Genomic DNA, 26,288 nt, shown 5'->3' on the forward strand with positions numbered 1-26,288 from the left:
GCCGTTTTGTGGTAGGCTTTGCCTGCTGCGCGATATTTTGCAGCACATACTTTGCGAAAATCATTCATCTGCGCGGCTGTGCTGCGCTGTCTATTTGAGAAAGGGATATTTTATGCCGACATTGATCATGTCCTGGTCGGGGGTGAACCCGCTGGGCGATTCAACTGCTGTTATCGAAATCACGAACAACGCGGCGGGTATCATGGTGCCGCCCGAGGCCTGCGGCTTTCGCCTGGAGCGACCGGGTCAGCTGTGGCCGGAGTATTGGGGGTTTCTGACCGGCGATGGTGTGGGCGCGGAGGTTGAGATTGAAACGCCTGGTGGCGGTAATGACCTTGTGCTGTCATCCAGCAATCCCAACATCCCGACGACCGAGTTGATCGAGGCGCGCGGGCCTGTGGGTGGCTGCGCGGGTGGTGGGGGCAACTATGTTTTTGTCACGCCGCTTGGGGCGCTGGGCATCGGGTTGACCTTTCCGACGGATTTCGGTGCGGGGTCGTTTATCGCTGATTTTGCGACCGAGGACGACATTACTTGGCTGGATTTCGACGGCACCGCGATTGTCGTCGATCCGCCCGGAGCGAGTGTGCCGACCGCGACCCTTCCGCCGGAATTCTTTGAACAACCGCCCAGCGTGAAAGGGTGTTTCCGGGATTTCGAAGGGAAGCTGCATTGTCCTGTCGATGCCGATAGCGCCGGTCAGGCGGCGATGGATATGTCAGGGACCGGTTTCGCGATGATCATGGCCCGGAACGCCACTGTTTTGCCGGGCTTCGGCGTGGTGCCGTCGATCGCAGCGACGCCTGCGACCGTGGCGTCTGGTGCCCCGCTGGAGGTCACGTGTCCGGTGGAATTGCGGATGGAGGTCAGGTTCGTGAAGGCGGCGGATGTACCGCCGGGCAATGTCCGCTATCGGTTCCGGTTCGCCCATGGGCCGATGTCGACGACGTTTTCACGTAACGTGATCGACAATGGCGTCACGAGCGTCGTCCATTCCGTCCCGTTGCCGTTGCCCGAGCCGCGTGATCCGCCCCGTGGTGGTGCCGTTGGCCCTGGCGCTGGGGATTTCGCGATCTTTCGTCCGCCGGTCGATCCGCTGCCGCCGGGGAATCCGACGCCGCAGGGCCCGGACGGCCTGACGATCGAACCTTTGCCGGACAATCGCCACAAGGGATCGGTGCGTGTCGAAGTGCTGAACAGCAGCGCCGGGATTATCGTATCGGGTTGGGCCACATATGATGTCATCTGCGCACCGGGGTCGAATATGGGGACGGTGACGCCGGGTCTTGTCGGGCCCGAGGTTGTTTCGTTGCAGGTTTCATTGAACCAATGGCTGGATGAGCAGGATTTGCCCCGGCTCAATGCTGATGGCCGTTTCGCCGCCGAGACCGAGCGTGTGGTGCGCCAGTTCCAGCGGCAGGCAAGATTAGATGAGGATGCTGTCGTCGGCCGCCGGACATGGCGGGCGTTGATGGGGCGTCAATCCTCTGGGAGGGCGAACAGGTCGTGAACGCTGCACTCCAGCTCGTCCGCGAGGGATAGGGCGAGATAGGTTGACGGTGTGAAAACGCCGTTTTCGATCGTGTTGATCGTTTTGCGGGATACGCCGATGGCAGCGGCGAGGTCGGCCTGAGTCAGGCCGGCCTTCGTCCGGTGGGTGCGCAGATGCACGATGAGCTTACCGCTCATTCAGCGTGTCCGCGCAGAATCGCGACAAGGTAGTAGGCGGAGGGGACCGCACCCAGCACCGGCCCCAGCCAGTAGAAGGCCATTGCGGGGTCCATTCTATTGGTCAGGCTGAGGGCGAGGAAGATCAGGAATACCGTCATGACCGACCAGAACCCGAAGATGATGCTGTTGCGATAGGCGTGGCTGTTCTGTTCATCCCAGGCGGCGTCGGCTGCGTCGGGGTGGCGCAGCGAGATGACGAAGGTGAAGATCGCGTAGCTGATCGCGATCCCGCCGATGATCGCGGCCCATGTCAAGCCGGATGGTCCGATGGATAGCAATGCGGCGGCGACAGCGGCGAGTGTGGCGATGACGATGGCGGCGCTGCCGATCAGGCGCGCGCGGCTGACGGGGTTGGTCGACATGGATGCTCCTTTCTCTGAGTAACCTTTGGGTTACATAATAACGCCGGTGTGTAACGTCAAGGTTACATCTCGCATCCGTTGCATTTCCCGCCTTCGCAGCCTAAATCACGCGCATGGCTTTGCGTAATATCCTCATCCATCCTGACCCCCGTTTGAAGAAAATCACCGATCCGGTGGCTGAGATCACGGATGATGTGCGGCGTTTGGCGGATGACATGCTCGAGACGATGTATGACGCGCCAGGCATCGGCCTGGCGGCGCCGCAGGTGGCTGTCATGTCACGTATGATCGTGATGGATTGCGAAAAAGAAGATGATGCCACCCCGCGCCCGATGGTCCTGATCAATCCGCAAGTTGTCTGGTCGTCCGAGGATCGCAACGTTTATGAGGAAGGCTGCCTGTCGATCCCCGAGCAATATGCCGAGGTGGAACGCCCGTCCGAGGTTGACGTCGAATGGTTGGGCCTTGACGGCAAGACACAGCGTGAACGCTTTGACGGGCTTTGGGCGACGTGTGTGCAGCACGAGATCGACCATCTGGATGGCAAGTTGTTCATCGATTATCTGAGACCGCTCAAGCGGCAGATGATCACCCGCAAAATGCAAAAGCTGAAACGCGAACGGGCCCGTGCCTGATGGCCGTTCGACCTTTGCGCTTTGAAGGTGATCAGGTCCTGCGCGAAGTTGCGTCGCCGGTCACCCATTTTGGTGACGAATTTCAGACATTGATCGCCGATCTGTTCGACACGATGTATGATGCACAAGGTCGTGGTCTGGCCGCGCCGCAAGTGGGCGTGTCGACCCGCGCCTTTGTCATCGACACAAGGTGGAAAGAGGGGGAGCGAGAGCCGATCGCTTTCGTCAATCCCGAAATCCTTGACCAGGCCCCGTTCCTGCAGCAGGGACCCGAGGCCTGTCTGTCGATCCCTGAGCGAACGTTCAACGTGCAGCGCCCGGTCTGGGTGGATCTTGCCTGGACCAGCCCGTCGGGTATCCGACAGAACGCACGTTTTCATGGGGTGCAGGCGGTGTGTGTCTGCCATGAGCTTGATCACCTGAACGGTGTCTTGATCACCGATCACGGCACCGAAGTATGAACCATAGGCCTTACGTGATGTGGCCGCATCCACTCTTGCGCCGCGCGGCGACACCAGTTGACGCGATCACCGACGAGGTCCGTGCGATTTGGGACGAGATGATTGACGCGATGGACACGATGCCCGGTGTGGGTCTGGCCGCACCACAGTTGGGGATCGACATGGCCCTTGCGGTCGTCGATGCGTCCGAAGCGCGGGGACAGGCGGTACGGATGGCGAATCCGGAAGTGCTGCATGCGAGCGTCGAACTGCGAGAGCACGAAGAGGGATCGCCCAACCTGCCGGGCGTCTGGGCCAGGTTGAAGCGTCCTCGGGCGGTGACCGTGCGCTTTATGGATGAGGCGGGCGAAGTTGTGGAGCGTGACTTTGTCGACCTTTGGGCCACTTCTGTCCAACACCAGATCGACCATCTGGCGGGCAAGATGTTTTTCGATCGCATGACTCGTGTGAAGCGGGACATGCTGATCAAGAAGGCGCGTAAGGTGGGGCGGGGATGAAGACTCGCCATATGATCCTGCTTGGATGGATATTGTTCACCCTTTCGGCCACCGGCTATATCATCGCCAGCGTTGGCGACTTTTGGGCAATGTTCGGCAGTATCTGTTTTCTTGTCGCCTGCCTTGTTTTTCTGGCCGCCTATTTCAAGGAAGGTGCTGACTGATGAAAATCATCTTTATGGGCACGCCGGAGTTCTCCTTGCCTGTTCTGGATGCGCTGGTCGTCGCCGGGCACGATGTCCTCGCGGTTTATTGCCAGCCTCCGCGTCCCGCGGGGCGGGGCAAGAAGGATCGTCCGTCGCCTGTGCAGCAAAGGGCCGAGGCGCTTGGTCTGGTCGTGCGCTATCCTGTGTCGTTGAAGACGCCGGAGGCGCAGGCGGAATTTGCTGCGTTGCAGGCCGATGTGGCTGTCGTTGTCGCATATGGTCTGATTCTGCCGCAACCGATCCTTGATGCGCCGGCCCGTGGCTGCCTGAACATCCATGCGTCGCTTTTGCCGCGTTGGCGCGGGGCCGCCCCGATTCATCGCGCGATCATGGCGGGCGATGCGCAGACAGGTGTGTGCATCATGCAGATGGAGGCGGGGCTGGACACCGGGCCGGTGCTGCTGCGCGAAGCGACGGCAATCGGCGCGGAAGAGACGACCGGTGCCTTGCATGATCGCCTTTCGGCGATGGGGGCGCGGCTGGTCGTGGATGCTTTGGCACGCCTGCCCCATCTTGAAGCGGTTGTGCAGCCCGACGAGGGCGTCACTTATGCCGACAAGATCGACAAGGCCGAGGCACGGGTGGACTGGACCCGTCCAGCGGTCGAGGTCGATCGTCTGATCCGTGGCTTGTCCCCGTTTCCTGGGGCCTGGTGCGTTGTGGGGACAGAGAGGGTCAAGCTGCTGGGATCAGCTTTGGCGGATGGCGCAGGTGATCCAGGGCAGATATTGGACGGCACCATGATCGCTTGCGGCGACGGCGCTGTGCGCATCACACGCCTTCAGCGTGCGGGCAAAAGGCCGATGGCAGCTGCAGAGGCGTTGCGTGGCCTTGATCTGGGGCAGCGCGTGTCATGAACATCAAAGCAGCCCCGTTCACGCTGGTTGGGATCGACCATGTGGTCTTTCTGGTCGACGATATGGAGCGGGCCTTGGCCTTTTATCGCGACGCACTGGGGTGCCAGATGGGCTATTCCTATCCCGATCTGGGGATGGAGCAGGTCTGGGCAGGCGCGGCCTTGATCGTGTTGTGGGATACCACACATCCTGGTGCCAAAAGCGCGGTGCCAGAGGTCGCGGGTGGGCGCAATGTCGATCACATCTGCATCGCGACAAGCCCCTGCAGCCCGGACGACATGCGCGCGTTTCTTGCTGCCAATGATGTTGCGATCGAACGCGAGGCCGTTCATGGCGGCGCGCGGGGTGTAGGGCATTCGTTCTATGTGTTCGATCCGTTCGGCAACCGGCTGGAGTTGAAGGGCCCCGCGGAATATCCGGATGGGCGGTGAGAGTCTGACCGTCTGGCTTGTGGCAACGAGAAACAACTCTGGACGCTTTCAACGCTTTGCAGCAAGCTCAAGCTGATGCCGGAAACAACAGACATAACAGGCGGATGCCAATGCGGTGCGGTGCGCTATCGTGTGGTCGCATTGGGTCGATCTTCCGTCTGCCATTGCCGCATGTGTCAACGGGCTTTCGGCGCGTTTTACGCGCCGCTTGTCATCGCGCATGGCCTAGAATGGACGTCAGGCGAGCGGCGGCTGTTTGCGAGTTCGAATATCAGCCAGCGTGGGTTTTGCGGTGACTGCGGGACGCCGCTGAGCCTTGAGAACTTCGACGACGATCAGGTCGAGATCGCGACCGGAACGCTGGATGATCCCGAGATCGCGCCGCCGACAGTCCAGATCAATCATCGCTATGCGTGCAGCTTTGCCGATGGCATCGGTGGGTTGCCCGAACCGGATGAGGCAGCGATCGCCGAAAATGAGGCCTGGAACGCCACGGTCGTGTCGCGACAGGGTTAGCCGCCACGCAAAACAACCGGGCGATGGCCCGGTTGTTTTGTTCAGAGGAGAGAGTTTAATGCTTAGGCGTGGGCCGGGGCCAGACGCGCGGCTGGGGCTTTGACCGCGCCGCGCGCTTCCATCACCCAGGCGGCGACGACGGCAAAGACGATATGCCCCCAAAGCGCCACCCAGGTGATGCCGGTGAAACCGAGGAACGGTTTGTTGCCAGCCACCAGATGCGCCATGACGTAAAGGGCGAAGACCCAGAGCACCACGCCATAGGCCGCGGCGGTGACCAGCCATGGCAGGTTGGGCATGATCCGCATCTGGGTCGGGCGCGCGACCCAGAGATAACCCAGTGTATAGGCGACCATGCCGGTGAAGACGTGCAGCAAATGCGCCAGACCCGACGGGTTGGAACCAAAGACGGTCTTGAGCGTTTGACCGGCTAATCCTACGGGGGCGAGCTTCGAATAGCCGAATAGCGGGCTGAGCCCTTGGCCGAATGCATCGAAAGCGATGGTGGCAAAAGCGCCAGCGGCGAGAACGGTAAAGACGGTGGACTTCATGGGCTTCATCCTTTGTATACGTTTGTATGCTGTTGCGATTAACGATCTTATCCGCGATTTTTGCGGGCCTGTGCAGCGGCCTCACGCAAGGGTGACGGCGCAGGTCTGGGATGAAACAGAAAATGTAATATTGTGCGAACGGCTCTGATATCGCCGTGAACGCGGCGTAACACTGTAACAAAATGCAACACAGATGCCCGGAAAGCAGCCGGGTGGTGTTTTGCCCTTTGCCCCCAGAATGTTAAGAGCGGATTCGCGCAACCGAGGTGTGAACGGAATGACGATGAAGACGAAAATGACACGACGTACGTTCGGAGCCATGATGCTGGCGACGACGGCAGCCTGCGCGCGGCCACCCACACCCCCAGCATTGCCTGCGCAAGAGGACTTTCTTGACGGTTACGGGCCGATTGCGGATGCGGGATACAATCTGCCGGGCATTCCGTCGAAATATCTGCAGGGCGTGAACCGCCGTATGTCGGGTATCTATAATGGTGAGCAGGGGCCGAATACGCTGGACGTCGATCCGTTTGCCAAGTTTCTCTATCATGTGCGCGCCGATGGTACGACAACGCGCTATCCCGTTGGTGTCGGCCGCGCGGGCCGGTCGATCCGGGGCTCTGCCACAATGAAACTAAAACGGAAATGGCCCGGCTGGACGCCGACGCAGAACATGTTGCGGACCGAGCCCGAGGTATATGGCCCCTTCCGCGAGGGCATCCCCGGCGGTCTGCGAAGCCCCCTGGGCGCGCGGGCACTGTATCTGTATCGGGGCAATCGTGACACGTTCTATCGTATCCATGGGACGAACGATCTGGAATCGATCGGTAATTCCGGCTCGGCCGGGTGCATCCGCCTGTTCAATCAGGATGCGATTCATCTGTATGATCAGGTTGACGTGCCGATGCGTGTGCATATTCGGTCGCGGGAGGAGTCACTGCGCGTGGATCCCGAAAACTATGAGCGGGGAATCGAGTTGCCGCCCAAGATCATCTCGCCCGAGGAACTTTTGGGTGCGGGAGCTGAAGAGATGGACCGGCCGCCGGAGTTTGATTTCGATCGCATTTAGGGTCAGGCGTTCCATGCCTTTTATTTGTCAAACTGTCGGGCCAGTATAGACCTGAAAGCGCATGTATAATGTATGCGTTATATTGCAATGCGGGCACCAAATACTTATCTACTTGTAAGTATTTGAAAAAATGAGGGACATACTGAATGGCGAATTTCGAAACCCAGATCAAGGAATCGCAGGCGCAGGTCGCCGAGGCGCAAAGCAAAATCTCGGAACTGACAAGCCGTATTGAAACGGCCCGTACCAAGATGGCGGAAGGCACCGATATCGCGGTCGATATCGAGAATGCATCGCTGGACGATGTGCATCAGCACAACGAGGTGATGAACGCCAACATTGCCGAACTGATCATGGGTCTCGATGATGTGACATCCGCCTTTTCCAAGGATTTCGACGAAATGCGGTCGAAGACCGGGATGGAGACGTTTGTCGGCTTTTTCAGCAAGGCCAAGGCGGATTCGATGCGGCAGGAACGCATGCGCACGGCCTCGATTGATGACAAGCTGCAGGACCTGATCAGCAAATCCGACGTGATCATGAAGCTGCTGGAAGGTCAGCTGGGTGTGCTGAACGAACAGAAGGTCAGCGTTGAGAAGAACCTTGCCGGCACGCTGGAAGAGCGTGAGGCGGTTGTCGGTGAATTGGAGACGTTGAAAGCCAATGTGCTGGCGATGGACCCGAAGATCATCGAGCTTGAGAACAAGATTTCGGTTGAACAGGATGCCGCTGCACGCACCAAGCTGGAAACCGAACTGGCTGCGCTCAACACCCAATACAACGAGATGGTGCAGGAAGAGCAGGTCAAGATCGCGAAGTCGCAGACACTCGAGCGCTACATCGAGAAAGGCAAGACCTGGATCGATTCGCTGCAAAACCAGGCGGCGACCCAGATGGTGCTGATCAACAAGCTGCAGACAGACACCAAGCAGCGGGTCGTGTTGTATGACGCCCTGTCCAAGTCGTTGAAAACGGCACAGCAGCAGGATGTGGCGCACAAGATCAACGAGATCGGCGTGCAGACGGATCAGGAAGCACAGACAGCGATGGCGGCCATTGGCTCGGCCACAAATGCGCGGATGGCAGATATGCTGGAAGCGCACGAAGACCATATGGTCTTTGCCCGCGAGGTGCTGGAGCAGAAGGCGAAGGCGGATGAACGCTTTGTTCGCCGGTTCCAGAAGATTGTGGAGAAGCATGACAGTAATGCGTATGGGGCTGAGTCTTGATCTGCCGCAGCCCCGGACGTGATCCGGGGCCTCTTGCTGATGTTGATCATGAGGTCCCGGGTCAAGCCCGGGACTGCGGCAAACCGGGCGGGTTTTGAGACCATTGATTTCTCAGCGAAGAGTCATGCTATCTTGTGTCCCACAACTTGCATGGATTTTAGATGCAGTTAGGTAATATGCTCCGCAACCTTGCCGGGATAGCTTTCTTATCGCTGTTCTTTATAGCGGCGCTCAATGACGATGATCCGGTTGGATCAACGTTGTTCCTAGTAATTGTATTTGGCGCTATCTTTGCGACGAGTGTAAAGGCACCCAAACCTCAAGGGATAGACGATAGTCGGACGCATAGGGATATTCGGTTACCGTCATATGTTGAAAATGCGATGACCGGTCGCTGGTTTGTATTGATACTCGGCGGTTTATTGACCGCAGTAACGAAGTCTGCGTTGCTTTGGGGCCTTACGGTGGCAGGCTTCATACTTTTGACGGACTATGCATCTCGCAAGTATTACCACGAAAATCCTGTCGAATGGGAAATCGCCTTTCACAACGACGTCGATGGCTACCATAATGGTGACGGCGATGGGGATGGCGATTGAATGACTGACCTCCAAGCCGACCATATCAAGCTGGACGATACCCGGGTCACCCGCCGCTATTTTGGGAAGTTTTCCAAGATCACCGGCTACCTCACCAAGGTCGCCGCGACGATAGAGGCGGAGGGGCGGTTTTCGCGGGAGGATATCGAGGCGCTGGCCCGCTATCTGGTCGGGCTGAATTGGACCTTTACAGCGCTGTCGCACAAGTACCATTTCTCGGGCCGGTATCAGCATGCGGGCGCGCTGACCTTTGATCGGCGCGAGAGTGGATTTCCTGTTTATCAGGAGCTTTTGGAAATGGCGAACGATGTGCTGCAGGCGGAACGGCATCTGGCCTCGCAACCCTCGGTGGATGATCTGAAAGACCAGATGGTCCGCGTGATCCTGCGCGATCAGGAGATCCCGACAAAGCTGCAATACGCGCTGTCGCAGCGGCTTTATTATGAAGAGCTTTTGCGGGGGGATCAGTTCTGGGCACGGAATGATCCGCAAGCTGTCTGGATCGAGAATGTCAGTGATCGGCGGAAGTTCATGGTGCATTGGGCGGTCTATGACAGCCAGGTGAACCTGCCAACGATCTATCTGATGGATCTGGAGGATACGGGCCGCACCGGTCTGCCCAAAGATGAGCGGCGCTGGCCGGAAGTGCAGGCCCATTTGATGGCGCAATCGGTGGCGCATTTGAAGCTGCTGACCATTGCCAAGGGCTTTGACGAGGACTTTGGCGACCTGCACCCCACCCGGCTGCGCCGGTTTCATATCGGGCCGATGTATTCACATGCTTTTACGCGACAATCGGGGCCGCTGCGCGAAGTGCTCGAGGCCGCCAATGCGCCTGTGGGCGAGGATTGGGCGCTTGTGTGGACCGAGGAAGAGTTGCGTTCGGAACGGGTCGAGCAGGTGAAATCGGGTTGGTTTGGCACCGTGGAGCGGCAAATCTTTGCGCTGGATCCGTTCGAGGGTGGTGGTGGTGACACCGGGGCCAGCCGGATGGAGCGGTCTTTGATCATGCCGGAGCGGCCGTATCAGGCGCTGGCCGAGCGGAACCCGCCCGGGTTTCGCGATGTGCGCAAGTTTGTCGTCAGCGGCAAGGGGCGGGTGTTGAGTTACAGGTAGGGTGGGTCAAGACCCACCTTACGGTGTGGCGTCTGTATCGCGTTGATCAGACGCTTGGAATGATGACCGACGTCGGAGCCTCCGGCGGGAGTATTTTGAGCAAGATGATGAGGATTTGATGAGCCAGACAAGCGATCAGATGGAATTGCGCGAGGACGATATTCGCGCGCATTATGCGGCGGCTTTGGACCTGTTGGACGGGTTCGATCATGCACCGCGGATCGCGAAGGCCTCGGCTGAGCCTGCTGTGGCGACGGAGCGATCGCCCGGGATCGGGACGCGGCGCGCGTTTCGGTCGACGACGCCGGGTCTGGTCACCCGCCGTGTGGCACGGCAGGAAGGCGTGCAGCTGACGACACGGGTTGAGGCCGTCGAGGGTGGTGATGGTCTGGTGTCGCCGTTGCAGGCGAGTGTTTTGCAGGGGTTGCGCCGGGCCGTGGCGGTCGCCTTGGCCGTGGCCGAACAATACGCAGAGCGCACGCCGCTGAAGGACCTCAAGCGCGCCAATCTGGAGGGATCGCTTGCCGATGGGAAGCGGGCCGAATTTTCAGAGTTTCTGACGGCTGAGGCGCTGATCACCTTATATGTATTCGGGTCCGCCACGGCCTATTTCCTTGGCAGCCATGCAACCGAAGAGGTTGTCGAAGTGGGTGAGATCGACGAGATGCTCGTCGACAATGGTCAGCTTGCCTTGCACGGCGCCTTATGGGAGCTGGATCAGGATATTGCACAACATGCGGCGTCCGAACCCAAGCTGGTGGCGACTGTTCTGGCGTTTGCCGAGAACCTGATGGACAAAGTCGCTGCACGGGCCGCCAATACCGGACGGTTGGAGCCTTTCAATACGGCCTCTTGGCGTGTCGATGCGGATGACTTTGTCGTGCAGGGGTTTTCGCCCGCGCGGAAGGCCAAGGGTTCGACCCTGACGATGACCTTCAAGAAGCCCAATGAGGTCGTCGGCAACCATATCGCCAAGTATCAGGCCATGAAGCTGTCCAAGATGCTGATGGCCTATGATTTCGACCGGCGTCTGAACCCATTCGCGGAATTGGGTGGCTTTATCTTTACCTTCATGGGGGACGGCAAGCCGGGGACGGGCAAGACGACCCTGATCCAGATGATGGCTGGCATGATCAACGAGTATTGCCAGATTGCCGGATATCCTTTCCGTTATCAGAACCTGTCGACCGACAATATCGATAGCTATCAAGGTAAGTCGGGCCAGAATGCGAAGGCGTTTATCAACAACGTGCTTGATCCGCATGTGATCGGCTTTGGCACGATTGATGATATTGATCAGCTGGCGGGCAAGCGCGGGGATCGTCAGTCTTCTGCCGGGCAGTTGGAGATTACGGCTGTGCTGATGGAGAGCTTTGCCGGTGCCAATACCGTCGTGCGCGGAAATTGTACGTTTGGGATGTTTTCGAACTACCCCGAGAATGTGGATGATGCGCTGCGCCAGCGGGCCGGTGCCCGATTCTTGGTCGATGGGCCGCAGACGCGGGATGATTACATCGATATCCTCTATCTACTGATGGGCAAGAACCATGATATTCCAGTTGGCGAGCATGAGGTGTTCAGTGCGCAGGAAATCAAAAAGGCTGTCGCCGCGTCGTTCGACAGCCATGCGAAGCCACACGAGGAAGGTCTGCAGCGCGTGTTCGAGCGGGTGCATGGCCAGATCGGCGATCTGGATACGATTGCAAAGCTGGGAACCTATCTGAAGGGTATTCAGGAGGCGGATGACCGGTTTACGGGCCGCGCGATCAAGAACATCACCGATGCGGTGAAGGTGCGGGCGATGGATTTCGAATTGCCCGATGTGTGGATGGAAGAACCGGACCTGTTCCTGTTCAAGGATTATGAGACCAAGAAGGGCATGATCTCGGAGTTGCGCCAGCCAATTACGGTGGAAATGGTTATCCAGGAGATCAACCGATATGCGGATTCCGAATTCCGCTATGCGGACAAGTCGGATGAGGTCGCGATTGAGGCGATGGTGCGTGATTTTGGCCGTCAGGAAGAGGCGAAGAAGCGGTATCTGGAGGGGAAGGGGTGAGTTTCGTGCGACGCAGTCCCAGACATGATCCGGGACCTCTTGGTTGGTTCAGCATACAGGTCCGGGGCTGCGGTTAGACGATGGGGAACATAATTTCAGAAAGCCTGTTTTTGCCTGCCGCGGTTCTTGCAGTATTGGCATTTTTTGTACCGCGGGTTCTGGGGCGCCTATTGCCAGAAGGGGTGAAGCCGCTTGTGTTGAATACGTTTCTTTCGACAGTTCTGTTGTTTGTCATCTCGGCCCTTTTCTTTCTGTGTTTGTATCTGTGGCAAGGGCTAAGCCCTGCCCAGATCATGGAACCGGGCTTGAGCGCGAATATCCTGCATTTCGGGCGGCTTGGGCTGACCTCAGCACTGATCTGGGCACCGATCATGATTTTGTCGGTGGCTGGTCTGCCGCGCAAATGGATACATGAGACATGGTGATAGCGCGCGTGGGTTTCACCCACCCTACGGAGGGGCGGGATGCATAGGCTGATCGAAAAGGGCCTGATGTTCGGCAACCTTGTCCGGGTGGATTCGCCTATTCTGGTGGAGCGGTATAATCGTGCCTTGCAGCATTTGGTTAGCAAACAGACCAAGCTCACCGATTTTCATATCGACATTTCCGGCTATTCACCCGAGATCGGGGATGAGTTAGGCGACGATCTTTATCTCAACCATCATGGCGTGAACCGGCAGTTTATCCTGCTCACGACCGAGCAGGTGGATGCGCCGCTTTTGAATGCGAAATTCTCGACCTCGCGCGGGATTTTGCAGCAGTTCATGGTGGATAATCGGGCGGAGTTGTTTGCCCTGACCGCGCGGGACGCGGTGGCGGGGGAATTGGTGAATACGGTTTACAATTTCAGTGATCCGGCTGACCTTTTCAAGATCCGCAAAGTGACGATAGAGGCCGATACGACCAGCGGCACGGTCGCCACGGCGAAGAAGCTGGGTGGGCTGATTGACCGGTTCAAGTCCGAGCCCGATGCCTGGTTTGACGATGTCCTCATTGCTGAGATGATCGGGCTGGCCAAGGAAACGGGCGACGTGTCGCGCAATCCGGTCAATCTGCGGCACATGGCGTTCGGGCAGGACAATTTCTGGACGGCGCATTTTGGCGGGATTTATGCTTTTCGTGGGGTGGAGCATCCGGCGGCGATTGTCGCTGGTAACAAGAGCAAGGTGGGCGATTTGCCGATCCCCTACACCTTTGATTTCAGCCAGCGGTCCGCGATTGCGAAGTTCCTCAACCTCAACGATCTTGTCGAGCCGATTACCGATGCGCGTGGCGTCGATGCCGCCGCGATCCTCCGGCAAAAGATGGATTTCATTGTGGTGGCCGTTGCGGCCTCGATGAATGAATACCTGACCGGGGCGATGCGCCGTGATCTGCGTGTGTTGGGCCGTAAATACGCGAAGCTGCTGCCCGAGGCCTGGCATGGTCTGGATGCGCTTGTCCGCTGGGCTGAGGATGACGGGCCCTGGCCCAAGATCACGTCGGACCATCCGGCATATTTCTACACTTTGCGTGCCAAGGCCCACCCGGATGCAAGCCTTGTGAATATGCTCTTGGCCGAGATGACGCCGCTGGACGTCCGGCAGTTATTCATTTGCCACAAAGAGGTTTTCTACAAGGCCTATGCCAAATGGCCCGAGGAAAAAAAGGCCTATGTCGTTGATTTTCTTGACCGCGAATACCAAGTCGATAAGGCGGGAATGCGCGAGGCGTTGTTTGGTCACGATGTCCCGATGGATGCGCCCGCGCCGGCCAAACAGCCGGACCTGATCACGCGGGTCGGCCCGTGGGGGTCAGTGGCGAGGAGGAATTGATGCAGTTCGTCAGGTTGATTATTTTTTGGTTCATCGCGATGACGGTCGTGTATTTTTGCATCTCGCTTTACTCTCGATCGGTCCGACGTGAAAAGCTGGAAGATGCTTTTGACGCCGATCATCCGGATGGCGGTGCGCCCGGTATGCGTGATGCGTTTGTCGCGAAGGGGATGGAAGACTACCATAAATCCATCCGGCCCAAGCTGATCGCCCTTGTCTACGTCATTCCGTTTTTCGTGATTTCGACGATCGTCTACATCGTCAATACAAACTGAGGATTTCTCATGCGTCGTATCCGCATCGTCTTTCGCCTGATCGTTGTTTTGGTATTTGGCCTGTTGTTCCACTACGTCCTGCCGCAGCATGATGTTGTGAAAGTCACTTCGACCGAGATCATCCGGACCGATTTCAGCGCGTATAACCGTATCTTTTACGCGCAGGCCGACAGTGGCGGGTCCGAGCAGCCGACCCGCGATCTGCGCCTGATCAATACGCAAAAGCAGCGCACGATGTTGTTGGGTTTCATCCCGACCGGCGGATCACATGTGATGGTTTATCGGAATGAGGATACGGGTTGGATCTGGCCACCCTATTTCAAGTTCGACAGTTCCGATTTGCAGGCCGAGGCCGCCAATCTGGCGAAAGGTGACGAATGGGCGGTAATCACCCATTACGGATGGCGCGTACGCTGGGCCAGCATCTATCCCAACGCCGTCGCTGTTCGCACCGTGTCGGGCCCGGATGCGACGATTATTCCGTGGTTCAACATCTTCTTTTTCATTTTTCTTGCGGCGGCGTTGTTGTTCATCCGTGCCATGTGGCGCCAATTTCGGGAGCGGACGGTCGATCCGCTTTTGGGCAACGCGGAGGACCGGGTTGACGAAGTGCAGGCCAATGTGGCGGAGAGGCGTGGCCGGTTCCGTCGCTGGCTGAACACGTGGCGATCGAAAGATAATCAGCTTCCGCCAGAATGACGGCTGCGCCGAAGACATTTTGGGGTAGGGGCTTTGCCCCCGTCCCGTACCGGGACTCCCCCAAGGTATTTGTGAACAAAAGAAGCTGGATCTATTCGCCGTAGGGAATCCAGATGTTTTTGATCTCGGTCGCGGCTTGCAGATAATCGTGTATGTTGGGTTCCAGAGCTTTGCCGTTGTTGACCCAGGTCCGTTTAAGGTTGCCCGCGCTTTCACGCTCGATCACGGCGGATAGGTCAGTTGATGAGAAGGACCAGACTGCATCGATATCCATATGGCTGGCGATGGTTGGCGCGAGTTCCGCGTGGCTGCCGGTAAGGATGTTGACCACGCCTGCTGGCACGTCCGAAGTTTCGAGGATCTGGTAGAAATCGGTGGCAGCCAGCGGTAAGGGCTCGCTGGCGATCATCACCGTCCGGTTGCCCATCGCGATCGCGGAGGCCATGGTTTCGATCAGACCTGACAGCGGCTGTGCGTCATCGCAGAGGATGCCGATATTGCCGACGGGTTCCTTCATGGCCAGTGCCACGCCGCGGATCGGGACGCCGTGTGCCTGACCGTCGTATTTGTCGGCCCAAGCGGCATAGGTGAAGAGGGTGCGGATGCTGGTTTCGACCTCGTCCGCACCTGTTTTGCCGCCGGTCATGTTGTTGATCCTGCTGGCGAATTCATCGGCGCGGGCTGAGAGATTTTCGGCCGTATAGTAAAGGATCTGGGCCCGCAGGTGGCCAGTCGTTTTGGACCAGCTTTTCGCGGCATTGCAGGCCTCGACCGCGTTGCGGATGTCTTTGCGGTTGGCTTTTGAGACGTGGCCGAGCAGTTTACCCTTCGGGCTATAGACCGGTGTGGAATAGCCGCCGTCGGGCCGCGCCTGTTTGCCGCCGATGTAGAGCTTGGCCGTTCGGTCCAGCGGGTCGGCGGGGTGGCCGTCTTCGGTCGTGTAGGGGTCGATTTTCTTCAGTTGTTTGGCGGTAGTTTTGGGTTTGGTGTAGCCCGCAAGGCCTTCCCAGCCGCCTTCACGGCCAAACCCGCTTTCACGTACCCCGCCAAAGCCTGCGGCGGCATCCATCATGTTGGTGCCGTTAATCCAGACGATGCCGGCGGCGAGTTTTGGGGCGATATCGAGGGCGAGGTTGATATTTTCCGACCAGACCGATGCGGCGAGGCCGTAGCGGGTGTTGTTGGCGATTTCGACGGCTTCGGATGGTGTGCGGAAGGTGGTTGCCGCAAGGACGGGGCCGAAGATTTCCTCTTGCATCAGGGTTGACGCAGGGGAAAGGCCAGTGATCAGGGTTGGAGGGTAGAAACAGCCGTTTGGTGCGGTGGTCTGGAAGGTTTCGCCTTCGGTGTTGGCGTCGACCATTTTTGTGATCTGGTCGAGTTGTACCGGGTCGACGATGGCGCCTACGTCGATGCATTTGTCGAGCGGGTCGCCGATGCGTAGGTTTTGCATGCGGGCCTTGAGTTTGGTGTAGAACCGGTCGGCAATGCCCTCTTGCACTAACAGCCGTGACCCCGCGCAGCAGACCTGACCCTGATTGAACCAGATGGCGTCGACGAGGCCTTCGACGGCGGAATCCATGTCCGCGTCATCAAAGACGATGTAGGGGCTTTTGCCACCGAGTTCGAGAGAGAGGGCCTTGCCGCTCCCAGCGGTCGCTTCGCGGATTTTGCGGCCCACTTCGGTGGAGCCGGTGAAGGCGATTTTGTCGACGTCGGCATTGACGAGCGCCGCACCTGTTTCGCCGTCGCCGGTCACGATGTTCACGACACCGGGGGGGACGCCAGCCTCGGTACAGATTTCGGCAAAGATCATCGCGGTGAGCGATGTGTATTCGGCAGGCTTCAGGACCACCGTGTTGCCCATCGCCAGCGCGGGCGCGATTTTCCAGGCGAGCATTAGGAGTGGGAAGTTCCATGGGATGATCTGGCCGCAAACACCGAGCGGTTCGCGGTCGGGCAGCTCAGACCGCATCAGTTGGGCAAAGCCCGCGTGATGGTAGAAATGCCGGATGGCGAGCGGCACGTCGATGTCGCGGCTTTCGCGGATGGGTTTGCCGTTGTCGAGCGTTTCCATGACGGCGAGCAGGCGGGAATGCTTTTGCATCAGCCGGGCGATGGCATAGAGGATGCGGGCGCGTTTGTGGCCCGATTTGGCCCATGTTGGCTGGGCTTTGCGGGCCGCAGCGACTGCCGTTTCGATTTCCTCTACCGTGCCCTTTGTGACGCCTGCGAGCTTTCCGCCGGTGGCCGGGTTGTTGGAGGGGAAATCGTCGCGCAGCGGACCCCATTTGCCGTTGATGTAGTGACCCGCGATGCCGCCACGGTCGGCGATCCATTGCAGCGCCTCGGAGACGCTTTCGGGGGCTGGGCCGTAATCCATGGTTTCGAAGATTTCTTTGATGGTCATTGCTTCGCCTGCCTTGTTTGCACCGCGGCTCGTTCAGGTATGGAAATGCCTGCGGCTCGTAGCTGTAGCTCAGGATCCCAACCTTTTGGCGGTGTCTCCAGATTCGACCACCAAGCTGCGTTGCGGCCTACAAACCAATCGGCGCGAACGCTCCTTAGTTGCGCGTTTTCGTTGGGTGACGAGTATTCACATCCTGACTCACATCCGCATGATGGGCAGATTTCCCAAGTTGTGAACCCGTCCTTGAAACAGTTGAATTCAGGGTATCCACATACAATGCAGTGAGTGATGTCTGCTTCGTTATTGTTTTTCATCCCGCTCACCCAATTGCGTGTCGCCACGACGCCGAGTAGGCACCGGTGACGTGGTGTTCGAGTTGGCGTTCGATGTCCCCGAGAAGGCTCGATGCGCCAAAGCGGAAGAGGTCGGGTTGTAGCCAGGCGTCGCCCAATTCGTCCTTGATCATTGACAGATAGACGAGGGCGTCTTTGGCCTTTGAAATCCCGCCTGCGGGTTTGTAACCGACTTTGATGCCCGTCCGGTCCTCATAGTCGCGGATGGCGCGGATCATTGTCAGGGTCACGGGCAGGGTGGCGTTGACGGGTTCCTTACCGGTGGAGGTCTTGATGAAATCGGCGCCGGCCATCATGCAGACGAGGCTGGCACGCGCGACGTTGCGCAGGGTGCCGAGTTCGCCGGTGGCGAGGATGGCTTTTACATGGGCGTCGCCGCAGGCTTCGCGCATTTCTTTCATCTCGTCATAAAGCGCCTGCCAGTTGCCGGTCAGGACGTGGCGGCGGCTGATGACGATGTCGATCTCCTCGGCCCCAGCGGCGACGCTTTCCTTGATCTCGGCGATGCGCAGATGAAACGGGGACAGACCGGCGGGAAAGCCGGTGGAGACGGCGGCGACGGGGATGCCGGAGCCTTGCAGGGCGTCAACGGCAGTGGGGACCATGTCATGGTAGACGCAGATAGCGCCGGTTGTCAGGCCCTCCATGCCGAGCGCTTCGAGGATCGGTTGTGACACAGGTTGCTTGGCCTTGGCACACAGGCGGCGCACGCGGCCTTCGCTGTCGTCACCGGAAAGCGTTGTGAGGTCCATCAGGCTAATGGCCTTGCAGAGCCATGCCGCTTGGTAGTCTTTCTTGACGCTGCGCCTGCCGGGTAGCGTCTTGGTACGCCGTTCGATGGCCGATGTATTGGCCTGCACCGCCATGACCCAATCGAGGTCAAGCGCCGCGCCGTCATTGCGCTGGTGCTGCACTTGCGGCAGCTGTGTTTCGACGATGGTCGGGGATGCGGTGGTTTGCAAAGCGGCCTCCTCGGGTGCCTGATCAGCGTGGCATGGCGCAAGGGTCTTGGCAAGTTTTGACCAAATGGTCAAATGCTATCGCGGCTGCACCACCTGGCGTTGGAATTTCTGACGATACTGCAGTGGAGTCAGGCCATGGGCCGCCCGGAAAAGTTTGTGGAAATGAGACATGTTCGGGATACCGCAATCGGCTGCGATCTGGCTGACGGCTTCGCTATCCGTGGTCAGTGCGCGGGCGGCATAGCGCATGCGGATGTCGTTGATGTAATCCGACGGGGTCAGGCCAAGATAACGGCGCATGGAGCGGCTGACATGCGGATGCGCCTTGCCTGTCAGTGCCACCAGCCCGGCAGCGCCATCGCGGAACACCTCCGGCTCTTGCGCCGCAGCGCAGGCGGTGGTTAGCCAGGCTGGCATGTCTGGGGGAAAGGACTCTGCCGTCAGGTCGGCACAGAGTGGGAGCAGGAATGCCTCTGCCGCCAGTGTATCGCAGGCACTGCGTTCCATTTGCACGGCCGCCTGGTTGAGCGCGGTCAGTTGCCGGATGTCACGGCGCCTGCGCACCGGCCCATGTTTCGCCCAGAACAAATGCCCTTTCAGGCTGGGATGGCGACGTGCCAAGGCATTTACGGTCATCGGGTGGATGCAGATCGAGGCGACAAGCGCGTGCTCACCCCGCCCTTGCAGTCCGTGCGGCTGACCGGGTTGCAGGAAAATGACATCGCCCTCGGTCAGATTCTCGCCACCGTCCGGTAGATGATGACGCACGGTGCCGTTCTGTATCCAGAAAAGCTCGAAAAAGTCGTGATCATGCAGCATTTTAGGCCGCGCGCTGGTCAGCGTGGTACGGGTCAGATGGATCTGAGCGTCGTTTTGCAGGATGTCGCGGTGGTGCAGCGTATAGGTCATGATGGCAAATTAGCACATGAATTTCTGCGCTGCAGCGGAAAAATTCGGACCTGATGGCTGACAAGCCGAAACGCGCGCGTTATGCCCACGCTGACCAGCCGGAGACTCGACATGACTTTTGATCGTTCCCTGAAGATCGCCCCGTCGATCCTTGCCGCGGATTTCGCCAATTTCGGTGCAGAATGTGCGGCAGTCGAAGCGCAGGGGGCGGATTGGGTCCATGTCGACGTCATGGATGGGCATTTCGTGCCCAACATCACATTCGGCGCAGCCATGTGTGCCGCGATCCGGCCTCACATCAAGACGGTGATGGACGTGCATTTGATGATTGCACCGGTTGACAGATTTATCGACGATTTCGCCAAGGCGGGGGCTGATATCATCACCGCCCATGTCGAGGCGGGGCCGCATATCCACCGCACCTTGCAGGCCATTCGCGGCGCTGGCGTGAAGGCCGGCGTCGCATTGAACCCCGGAACGCCCGCCGAAACTGTGGCAGAATTGCTGGACATGGTGGATCTGGTCTGCGTGATGACGGTGAATCCCGGTTTTGGCGGGCAGCAATTCATCGACATGACGGCCAAGGTGCGGGCGCTGCGAAAGATGATCGGGGACCGGCCCGTGCACATCGAGATTGACGGAGGGGTCGATCCAACCACAGCGCCGCTGGTTGCCGCAGCTGGCGCCGATGTGCTCGTGGCGGGCTCTGCGGTTTTCAAGGGCGGGTCAGTGAGTGATCCCGCGCCGTATGGCGCGAATATCAAGGCCATTCGCGAGGCGATTGCCCGTTAGAGGGGGCTCTGCCCCCGCCCTGCGGGCTCCCCCGCGGTATTTTTGAACAAAAGAAGTTTGCTTGAAATCTGCACATTTGTGCGGTGGCTTTTGCACGTGCGCCGCCTAGTCCCGGTCTACAAAGACGAAATGAGGGACAATCATGGTGATCAGAGGCGTGCCAGAGCGGTTGGCAAAGGATGGGTGGTGGCTGGATGGCACACCAGCCTGGCGTATATCGCCGGTTTGGCTGTTGGTTGGCGTTGTACTATGCGCAGACCTTGTGCTGTGGGGGTTGTCGCCGGGCCTTGGCTTTGTCGTCTGGCTATTCTGCGTCGCGGCGGCTGCGCATGTGGCGCTGGGCTGGTCTGTTTCGCTGAAACGGGCTGGTTTGGCTTGGGGTGTCCTGGTCGTGGCGGTGCTGCCCGCTGCTGATCTGGTGCAGGCCGTGTCGGTTGGACTGGCAGTGTTGGGGCTGGCGGCCTTTGCGGTGATCCTGACCACGCCAAGCATGGAGGCTGGGATGGTTGCTCGTGCGTTCCGCCGTCTGCCTTCATGCGGCGCGCTGCAAACATGGGAGGATGCCTTGACTGCGCGATTACCGATCCCGCCTGCGGGGGCATTCGCGGCCATGGCGCGTGACTGGCTGCTGCCTTTGACAATCGGGGCGCTATTTATCGGGTTGCTTGCGATGGCCAACCCGTTTGTGGACACGTGGATAGGGCGGCTGCGGACGATGGACGCGCAATGGACGTGGAACCCTGCGCGCATCACCTTTTGGGTCCTTGTTGCAATCGCGGTCTGGCCAATGTTGCGTCTTGGTCAGATGATCGGCCGCTTGATGAAACCCGCTCGCCCGCTACCCGCGTTGCGCAGTGGGTTGGTGACAGGACGGTCGATGCTGCGCGCGCTGGTTCTGTTCAATATCATCTTCGGGGTGCAGACCGTGCTGGATGCTAGCTATCTTTGGGGCAGCTTGGCTCTGCCCGAGGGGATGACCTATGCGGAATATGCCCATCGCGGGGCTTATCCGCTGCTGGTCGCTGCGTTGCTGGCTGGGGGTTTCGCATTGATCGCCCAACCGTTTCTTAAGGCGCGGCCCGTGCTGCGCGTGCTACTTTACGTTTGGATCGGTCAAACGGTCTTGCTCGTCCTGTCATCGATCCTGCGGCTTGATTTGTATGTCGAGGCTTATGGGCTGACCCGTCTGCGCTTTGCTGCGTTCATCTGGATGATTGTCACGGCGCTTTGGTTGGTTTTGATGATCATGCAGATGGTTGGACGCCAGAGTATCGGGTGGTTCATGATGCGGTCTGCCAGTCTTGGTCTGCTGGCCCTTTATGTGGTGTCCCTGGTCAACGTGGACGGCTTTATTGCCCGCCATAATCTGGCCACGGGCAAGAATGATTACTGGTATCTGTGTCAGCTGAGTGAGGGTGCTGTTGTCGCGATTGCAAAGTATCAACCTGAGCCATGCTATTCCGATACCTTTCCCCAGCTGACCGCACCACAAGACTGGCGCGAATGGGGGTTCCGCAATGCCCGTCTGCGCCGTAGCTTGGCAGAAATGAACGAGGTGCAGGGATGAGTGGTCAGATTCTGGTCGCCGACGATGACAGCCAGATTCGCGATGTGCTGCGGATCGCGCTGACGCAGGCGGGCTTTGGCGTGGCCGAGGCCGGTGATGGACAAGAGGCGTTGGAAATGGCGCACAGCCTGACGCCTGACCTGATCGTCCTCGATATCGGGATGCCCGAGATGGACGGGCTGGCCGTGTGCCGCGAATTACGAAAAGCCTCCGAGGTTCCGGTGGTGTTTCTGACCGCGCAGGGGGATGAGATCGACCGGGTGGTGGGCCTTGAACTGGGTGCGGACGATTATGTGCCCAAGCCGTTTTCGCCACGGGAACTGGTGGCGCGGGTGCGGGCGATCCTCAAGCGGACGCAGAGTGAAGCGGCGGCGCAGCCGGTTTTGCGGCGCGGGGTTCTGAGCGTCGATCCCGAACGGCACCTTTGCCATATCAGCGATGCGCCGGTGACGCTGACCGGGCGCGAGATGCAGCTGCTTGTCCGGCTGATGGGCCGTCCCGACAATGTGATGTCGCGCCCGCAGTTGGTCGACGCGATTTATGGTACGAATATCCACGTCAGTGATCGCACGATGGACAGCCATCTGCGTAATCTGCGGGGTAAGCTGGCCGATGCAGGCTGTTCCGATGCGATCGAGACCGTCCACGGCGTTGGCATCCGGATGGGCGCATGTCGCGGCGGATAAGCCAGAAGTGGCGGCCACCATTGGCCTTGGTGCTGGGTGGGACGCTGGCCGCCGTGTTCTTTTTGCCGATCATCGGGATTGGGTACTTTCAGCTGGCTGGCGGCATCCTGGGCTGGGCCGAGACATCTTGGATGATCGGCTGGATGGCCATGGTGGCGACACTGGTGCTGGGTTATCTGCTGTGGCGGCTGGTGCTGCAGCCGGTACGTGCCTTGACCGAGTATGCGCAGCGTGAAGGGGTGGTCGCACCGCCCGCCCGTTTTGGCACGCCGGAGTTTTCGCAGCTGGGTCGCGCCGTTATCGGGATGACCAAAACCCTGCAGGGGCGTGAGGCTGTATTGCGGTCCTATGCCGACCATGTCACGCACGAACTGAAATCGCCGTTGACGGCGATCAGGGGCGCGGCGGAATTGCTTGAACACCCTGATCTGGTGGATGAGGACCGGGCCAGGATGCTTGCCAATATCGGGGGCGCCGTCGACCGGATGGAAGCCCTGCTGGACGGACAGCGCGCCCTCGCGCGCGCGCAGGAACCATTGGCAGCGGGCTCATGCCTGCTGTCCGATGTGGTGTCGGGCGATGACGTCGCTATCCTGCAGGATGGTGAGGTTCCATTGTCATCAGATGTGGTCGGGATGATCGCAACCCACCTTATCGGGAACGCCCGGGCGCACGGCGCCACACATGTGACCTTTGATTTGCAGTCGGATCGGCTGGTGATCAGCGATGATGGACCGGGCGTCTCAAAGGGCAACCGAGATCGGATTTTCGATCCGTTTTTTACGACGCGCCGGGCCGGTGGCGGGACGGGGATGGGGCTGCCGATCGTGCGGCGAATGCTTCAGGCGCAGGGGGCAGAGATCATGCTGATCGATGGGCCCGGCGCCACGTTCGAGATCAGGTTTTAAGTTGGCGTTCTACCCTTTGACTGCCCCATCGCTGAGCCCCGATACCAAATAGCGTTGTGCGATCAGGAACACCACGGTGATGGGCAATCCGGACAGGATCGCGGCGGCCGCGAAATCACCCCAGAGGTATTTGAACTCGTTCAGATAGAGCCGGGAGCCAACGGCCAATGTCATTTGGCTTTCCGACCTGATTAATACGGAGGCGATAGGGTAGTCATTGATGAACCCGATGAAGGCGAGCACGAAAACGACGCTCATGATCGGCACCGCGAGCGGCAGGAAGATGTGCCGGAACGTCTGCCATGGTGTCGCGCCGTCGATGGCTGCGGCTTTATCCAATGCGGTGTCAATGCTGTCGAAATAGCCTTTGATCGTCCAGATATGCAGCGTGACACCGGACAGATAGATCAGGATCAGCGCGATGTGAGAGTCGAGGCCCAGGACCGGATGGACCTCGCCCAAAGCATCGAAAATCGCGTAGATCGCCACCAGTGCCAGCGTCGTCGGGAACATCTGGATCAGGAACAACCCATCCAGCATAGCGCCCTTGCCTTTGATCCTGATCCGGCTGAACGCATAGGCCGAGATCGTCGCGATCGCCAGCACACCAAGCCCGGCGATCAGCCCGATTTTGACCGAATTCCACATCCACAGCATGACCGGGTAGGGCGGTTCGACCACCGTGCCGTCAGCGCGGGTGTAGTCAAGGCCAAAGGCCAGATACCAATGCTCCAGCGTCGGGTTTTGCGGGATGATGGAGCCGACAGAGAAGTTGCCCTCTCGAAAGCTGATCGACAGGACCATGAAGAACGGGAACAGGATCAGCGCCAGAAAGATCAGCATGAAGCCGTGGGCGAGGATCTTTTTGACCAGCAGGTCGCGGGGGCGTTCAACGATCATTTTGTCCCTCGTTTGCAATGAAGCATAACGCATTCCGGGACTGCGAAGCACTTGGGCATCATACCTGCCTCCCCGACCGCTTCTGCGCAGCCCGCCGCATCGCGACGAAATTGGCGTAGGAAATGGCGGCCACCACGAGGAAGATCAGCAACGTAATCGCCCCCGCCAACCCGAATTGTTGCCCAGCATTGTCGAAAGCCAGACGGTAGGTGAAGCTGGCGAGGATATCCGTCTCCCCCGCCGGAATCACCGTGCCGGGGATATCCGGCAGGCCGCGCGTTAGCAAAAAGATCAGCACCATGTTGTTGAAGTTGAACGCGAAACTCGCGATCAGAAGCGGCAGGAAGGGCGGGATGATCTGGGGCAAGGTGATCGTGAAGAAGACCCGGACAGCACTTGCCCCTTCCAGTGCTGCCGCCTTCTTGTGGTCTTCGGGCACGGCCTGCAGGAAACCCATGGCGAGCAGCATCATGTAGGGATAGCCCAGCCACGTATTGACGATCAGCACCATCGTCCGCGCCAGATTGCCATCGGTGAACCAGCGTGGTTCTATACCGAAAAACGCATCGAGGATCAGGTTGATCTCGCCAAAGTTCTGGTTGAACAGCCCCTTGAAGACGAGAATCGAGATGAATGCCGGGACCGCGTACGGCAGGATCAGCAGGATCCGATAGACCGCTTTGAACCGCAGATGCGGCCATTGGAGAATGACGGCGAGCGTCAGGCCCACAGCGAAGGTCAGCACGACCGAGGCGATGGCGAAGGCAAAGGTCCAGATGAAGATACTGACCATCGGGCCGCGGATGCCTTCGGATTGGAAGATGCGTTCGAAATTGCCCCAGCCGATACCAACGCGCCAGCCGGGCGGGACCTTATCGCCGTTTTCGTCGATGAAAAAGCCAGTGTCGTGATCGGCGACTAGTTTTGCACCATCGAAGCGGGTCAGCGTGTTGGGGCCGGTTTGGACATAATCAGGCGTGACCGTCGCAAAGGTGCGTAGACCTGCATTCTGTATGATGACCCCATCCGGCGTCGTCAGCGTCAGCCCTTGCAGGCCAGAACGCAACTGGATCGCTTCGCGCCGCTCCAGCAATTCTGCCGGTTCACTTGCGGGGGACAGGGTCGCCTCAGCGGCGCCATCCAGCGCGACCGGGTCCGACAGCAGCCCGGCCTCGGGTAGCCAGATGCGATATTGATCGCCGTCAGGTGCGACCGCAAAGGGCTGTTCCGTCTCTGGATCAACCGACCCGCGCGACGTCAGCACCTCGACCGCGCGTTCGTAGGTGAGCAGGTTGAACGACGAGTAATTCGTGAAGCCGATATAGATCGTATAGACGACCGGAAAGGCGATGAAGATCAGGACAGCGGCGACACCGGGAAAGATGAACCGTGCGCCGTAATACTGGTTGAGGCCAAAGATGATCGCGAAACCGGTGGCCAGCACCAGCAGGATCACCCCATAGATCGGCTGCGCGATTTGATAGAGGAAGAATGCCCCGAACAGCAGAGCGACCGAAATGACCCCGACAAGCACAAGGCGCAGGATTGAAACCCCTTCACGCTCTGGAATGTCACTGATCGCGGTCATGCCTGGGTCCTTTGGGGATGCACGTCAGCCGTAGCCTGATGAAACAGGCCGTCAGGACATGCGTCAAGTGAGGGCGGCGATGGGAGGACCGCCGCCCGTCATAGGC

Annotated in this window: 29 protein-coding genes; 21 read left to right on the forward strand and 8 right to left on the reverse strand. The window is 59.1% G+C overall.

Annotated features, from left to right (window positions below; translation table 11 throughout):
- Positions 1-112: 112 nt before the first annotated feature.
- On the forward strand, positions 113-1,510 hold the full coding sequence (locus V8J85_RS17275; RefSeq protein WP_339955015.1) for a peptidoglycan-binding domain-containing protein: 1,398 nt from the start codon (positions 113-115) through the stop codon (positions 1,508-1,510).
- Here the strand turns inward: V8J85_RS17275 and V8J85_RS17280 are convergent.
- Positions 1,480-1,689: a helix-turn-helix transcriptional regulator gene (locus V8J85_RS17280; protein ID WP_339955016.1), complete on the reverse strand. Its 210-nt coding sequence runs from the start codon at positions 1,687-1,689 to the stop codon at positions 1,480-1,482. The two genes, V8J85_RS17275 and V8J85_RS17280, sit on opposite strands and share 31 nt — an antisense overlap.
- Complete coding sequence (locus tag V8J85_RS17285; RefSeq protein ID WP_339955017.1) at positions 1,686-2,093, reverse strand: hypothetical protein; 408 nt, start codon at positions 2,091-2,093, stop codon at positions 1,686-1,688. Before V8J85_RS17285 ends, V8J85_RS17280 begins: the two co-directional genes overlap by 4 nt.
- Before the next feature lie 113 nt (positions 2,094-2,206).
- Here V8J85_RS17285 and def (V8J85_RS17290) point away from each other — a divergent pair, with 113 nt between their 5' ends.
- The 7 genes from def (V8J85_RS17290) to V8J85_RS17320 all read left to right on the forward strand — a co-directional run bounded on the left by def (V8J85_RS17290) (position 2,207) and on the right by V8J85_RS17320 (position 5,696).
- The gene (def, locus tag V8J85_RS17290; RefSeq protein ID WP_339955018.1) at positions 2,207-2,728 is read left to right on the forward strand and encodes a peptide deformylase; all 522 of its coding nucleotides are present in this window, start codon (positions 2,207-2,209) and stop codon (positions 2,726-2,728) included.
- On the forward strand, positions 2,728-3,189 hold the full coding sequence (gene def / locus V8J85_RS17295) for a peptide deformylase (RefSeq protein WP_339955019.1): 462 nt from the start codon (positions 2,728-2,730) through the stop codon (positions 3,187-3,189). The genes def (V8J85_RS17290) and def (V8J85_RS17295) overlap by 1 nt, the downstream gene beginning before the upstream one ends.
- Positions 3,186-3,686, forward strand: coding sequence for a peptide deformylase (gene def / locus V8J85_RS17300; RefSeq protein WP_339955020.1), 501 nt, complete (start codon positions 3,186-3,188; stop codon positions 3,684-3,686). Before def (V8J85_RS17295) ends, def (V8J85_RS17300) begins: the two co-directional genes overlap by 4 nt.
- Complete coding sequence (locus V8J85_RS17305) at positions 3,683-3,850, forward strand: cytochrome oxidase subunit III (RefSeq protein WP_339955021.1); 168 nt, start codon at positions 3,683-3,685, stop codon at positions 3,848-3,850. Before def (V8J85_RS17300) ends, V8J85_RS17305 begins: the two co-directional genes overlap by 4 nt.
- Positions 3,850-4,749, forward strand: a complete 900-nt coding sequence (gene fmt / locus V8J85_RS17310; protein WP_339955022.1) for a methionyl-tRNA formyltransferase — start codon at positions 3,850-3,852, stop codon at positions 4,747-4,749. The genes V8J85_RS17305 and fmt overlap by 1 nt, the downstream gene beginning before the upstream one ends.
- Positions 4,746-5,180, forward strand: a complete 435-nt coding sequence (locus tag V8J85_RS17315) for a VOC family protein (RefSeq protein ID WP_339955023.1) — start codon at positions 4,746-4,748, stop codon at positions 5,178-5,180. The genes fmt and V8J85_RS17315 overlap by 4 nt, the downstream gene beginning before the upstream one ends.
- Positions 5,181-5,255: 75 nt before the next feature.
- Positions 5,256-5,696, forward strand: coding sequence for a GFA family protein (locus V8J85_RS17320; protein WP_339955024.1), 441 nt, complete (start codon positions 5,256-5,258; stop codon positions 5,694-5,696).
- Positions 5,697-5,758: 62 nt separating this feature from the next.
- Here V8J85_RS17320 and V8J85_RS17325 read toward each other — a convergent pair whose 3' ends face one another.
- Entirely contained in the window at positions 5,759-6,247 is a 489-nt protein-coding gene (locus V8J85_RS17325) for a hypothetical protein (RefSeq protein ID WP_339955025.1), read from the reverse strand.
- Positions 6,248-6,542: 295 nt separating this feature from the next.
- Here V8J85_RS17325 and V8J85_RS17330 point away from each other — a divergent pair, with 295 nt between their 5' ends.
- The 9 genes from V8J85_RS17330 to V8J85_RS17370 all read left to right on the forward strand — a co-directional run bounded on the left by V8J85_RS17330 (position 6,543) and on the right by V8J85_RS17370 (position 15,107).
- Positions 6,543-7,316, forward strand: a complete 774-nt coding sequence (locus V8J85_RS17330) for a L,D-transpeptidase (protein ID WP_339955026.1) — start codon at positions 6,543-6,545, stop codon at positions 7,314-7,316.
- Between the two features lie 146 nt (positions 7,317-7,462).
- Positions 7,463-8,545 (forward strand): hypothetical protein, encoded by a 1,083-nt coding sequence (locus V8J85_RS17335; protein ID WP_339955027.1) that lies wholly within the window; start codon positions 7,463-7,465, stop codon positions 8,543-8,545.
- A 161-nt stretch (positions 8,546-8,706) separates the two neighbouring features.
- The gene (locus V8J85_RS17340; RefSeq protein ID WP_339955028.1) at positions 8,707-9,144 is read left to right on the forward strand and encodes a hypothetical protein; all 438 of its coding nucleotides are present in this window, start codon (positions 8,707-8,709) and stop codon (positions 9,142-9,144) included.
- Positions 9,145-10,260 carry a hypothetical protein gene (locus V8J85_RS17345; protein WP_339955029.1) on the forward strand — a complete coding sequence of 372 codons (1,116 nt, stop codon included), beginning with the start codon at positions 9,145-9,147 and terminating at the stop codon, positions 10,258-10,260. It abuts the gene before it with no gap.
- 118 nt (positions 10,261-10,378) lie between these two features.
- Complete coding sequence (locus V8J85_RS17350; protein WP_339955030.1) at positions 10,379-12,319, forward strand: ATP-binding protein; 1,941 nt, start codon at positions 10,379-10,381, stop codon at positions 12,317-12,319.
- A gap of 134 nt (positions 12,320-12,453) precedes the next feature.
- Positions 12,454-12,744: a hypothetical protein gene (locus V8J85_RS17355; protein ID WP_339955031.1), complete on the forward strand. Its 291-nt coding sequence runs from the start codon at positions 12,454-12,456 to the stop codon at positions 12,742-12,744.
- Between the two features lie 39 nt (positions 12,745-12,783).
- Positions 12,784-14,133, forward strand: coding sequence for a DUF6638 family protein (locus tag V8J85_RS17360; protein ID WP_339955032.1), 1,350 nt, complete (start codon positions 12,784-12,786; stop codon positions 14,131-14,133).
- On the forward strand, positions 14,133-14,408 hold the full coding sequence (locus tag V8J85_RS17365) for a hypothetical protein (protein ID WP_339955033.1): 276 nt from the start codon (positions 14,133-14,135) through the stop codon (positions 14,406-14,408). The genes V8J85_RS17360 and V8J85_RS17365 overlap by 1 nt, the downstream gene beginning before the upstream one ends.
- A gap of 9 nt (positions 14,409-14,417) precedes the next feature.
- Positions 14,418-15,107 (forward strand): DUF1523 family protein, encoded by a 690-nt coding sequence (locus tag V8J85_RS17370; protein ID WP_339955034.1) that lies wholly within the window; start codon positions 14,418-14,420, stop codon positions 15,105-15,107.
- A gap of 91 nt (positions 15,108-15,198) precedes the next feature.
- On the opposite strand, the gene V8J85_RS17375 is transcribed toward V8J85_RS17370, so the two are convergent.
- The 3 genes from V8J85_RS17375 to V8J85_RS17385 form a co-directional block, all read right to left on the reverse strand.
- A complete protein-coding gene (locus tag V8J85_RS17375) occupies positions 15,199-17,517 on the reverse strand; it encodes an aldehyde dehydrogenase family protein (RefSeq protein ID WP_339955035.1) in 2,319 nt (772 codons plus the stop codon).
- A 319-nt stretch (positions 17,518-17,836) separates the two neighbouring features.
- A complete protein-coding gene (gene deoC, locus V8J85_RS17380) occupies positions 17,837-18,736 on the reverse strand; it encodes a deoxyribose-phosphate aldolase (protein ID WP_445285921.1) in 900 nt (299 codons plus the stop codon).
- Positions 18,737-18,907: 171 nt separating this feature from the next.
- Entirely contained in the window at positions 18,908-19,741 is an 834-nt protein-coding gene (locus V8J85_RS17385; RefSeq protein WP_339955037.1) for a helix-turn-helix transcriptional regulator, read from the reverse strand.
- A 111-nt stretch (positions 19,742-19,852) separates the two neighbouring features.
- Between V8J85_RS17385 and rpe the strand changes: the two genes are divergently transcribed.
- From rpe to V8J85_RS17405, 4 genes are all read left to right on the forward strand, one after another.
- Positions 19,853-20,533: a ribulose-phosphate 3-epimerase gene (gene rpe, locus V8J85_RS17390; protein WP_339955038.1), complete on the forward strand. Its 681-nt coding sequence runs from the start codon at positions 19,853-19,855 to the stop codon at positions 20,531-20,533.
- Positions 20,534-20,675: 142 nt separating this feature from the next.
- A complete protein-coding gene (locus V8J85_RS17395) occupies positions 20,676-22,100 on the forward strand; it encodes a DUF4153 domain-containing protein (protein WP_339955039.1) in 1,425 nt (474 codons plus the stop codon).
- Positions 22,097-22,786, forward strand: coding sequence for a response regulator transcription factor (locus V8J85_RS17400; RefSeq protein WP_339955040.1), 690 nt, complete (start codon positions 22,097-22,099; stop codon positions 22,784-22,786). The genes V8J85_RS17395 and V8J85_RS17400 overlap by 4 nt, the downstream gene beginning before the upstream one ends.
- Entirely contained in the window at positions 22,771-23,694 is a 924-nt protein-coding gene (locus V8J85_RS17405) for an ATP-binding protein (protein WP_339955041.1), read from the forward strand. Before V8J85_RS17400 ends, V8J85_RS17405 begins: the two co-directional genes overlap by 16 nt.
- A 9-nt stretch (positions 23,695-23,703) precedes the next feature.
- Here the strand turns inward: V8J85_RS17405 and malG are convergent, their stop codons facing one another.
- Both malG and malF read right to left on the reverse strand, forming a co-directional pair.
- Positions 23,704-24,594, reverse strand: a complete 891-nt coding sequence (gene malG / locus V8J85_RS17410; protein WP_339955042.1) for a maltose ABC transporter permease MalG — start codon at positions 24,592-24,594, stop codon at positions 23,704-23,706.
- 58 nt (positions 24,595-24,652) lie between these two features.
- On the reverse strand, positions 24,653-26,182 hold the full coding sequence (gene malF / locus V8J85_RS17415; RefSeq protein WP_339955043.1) for a maltose ABC transporter permease MalF: 1,530 nt from the start codon (positions 26,180-26,182) through the stop codon (positions 24,653-24,655).
- Positions 26,183-26,288 lie beyond the last annotated feature (106 nt).

The organism is Yoonia sp. 2307UL14-13 (genome assembly GCF_037572755.1).
Lineage (GTDB): Bacteria > Pseudomonadota > Alphaproteobacteria > Rhodobacterales > Rhodobacteraceae > Yoonia.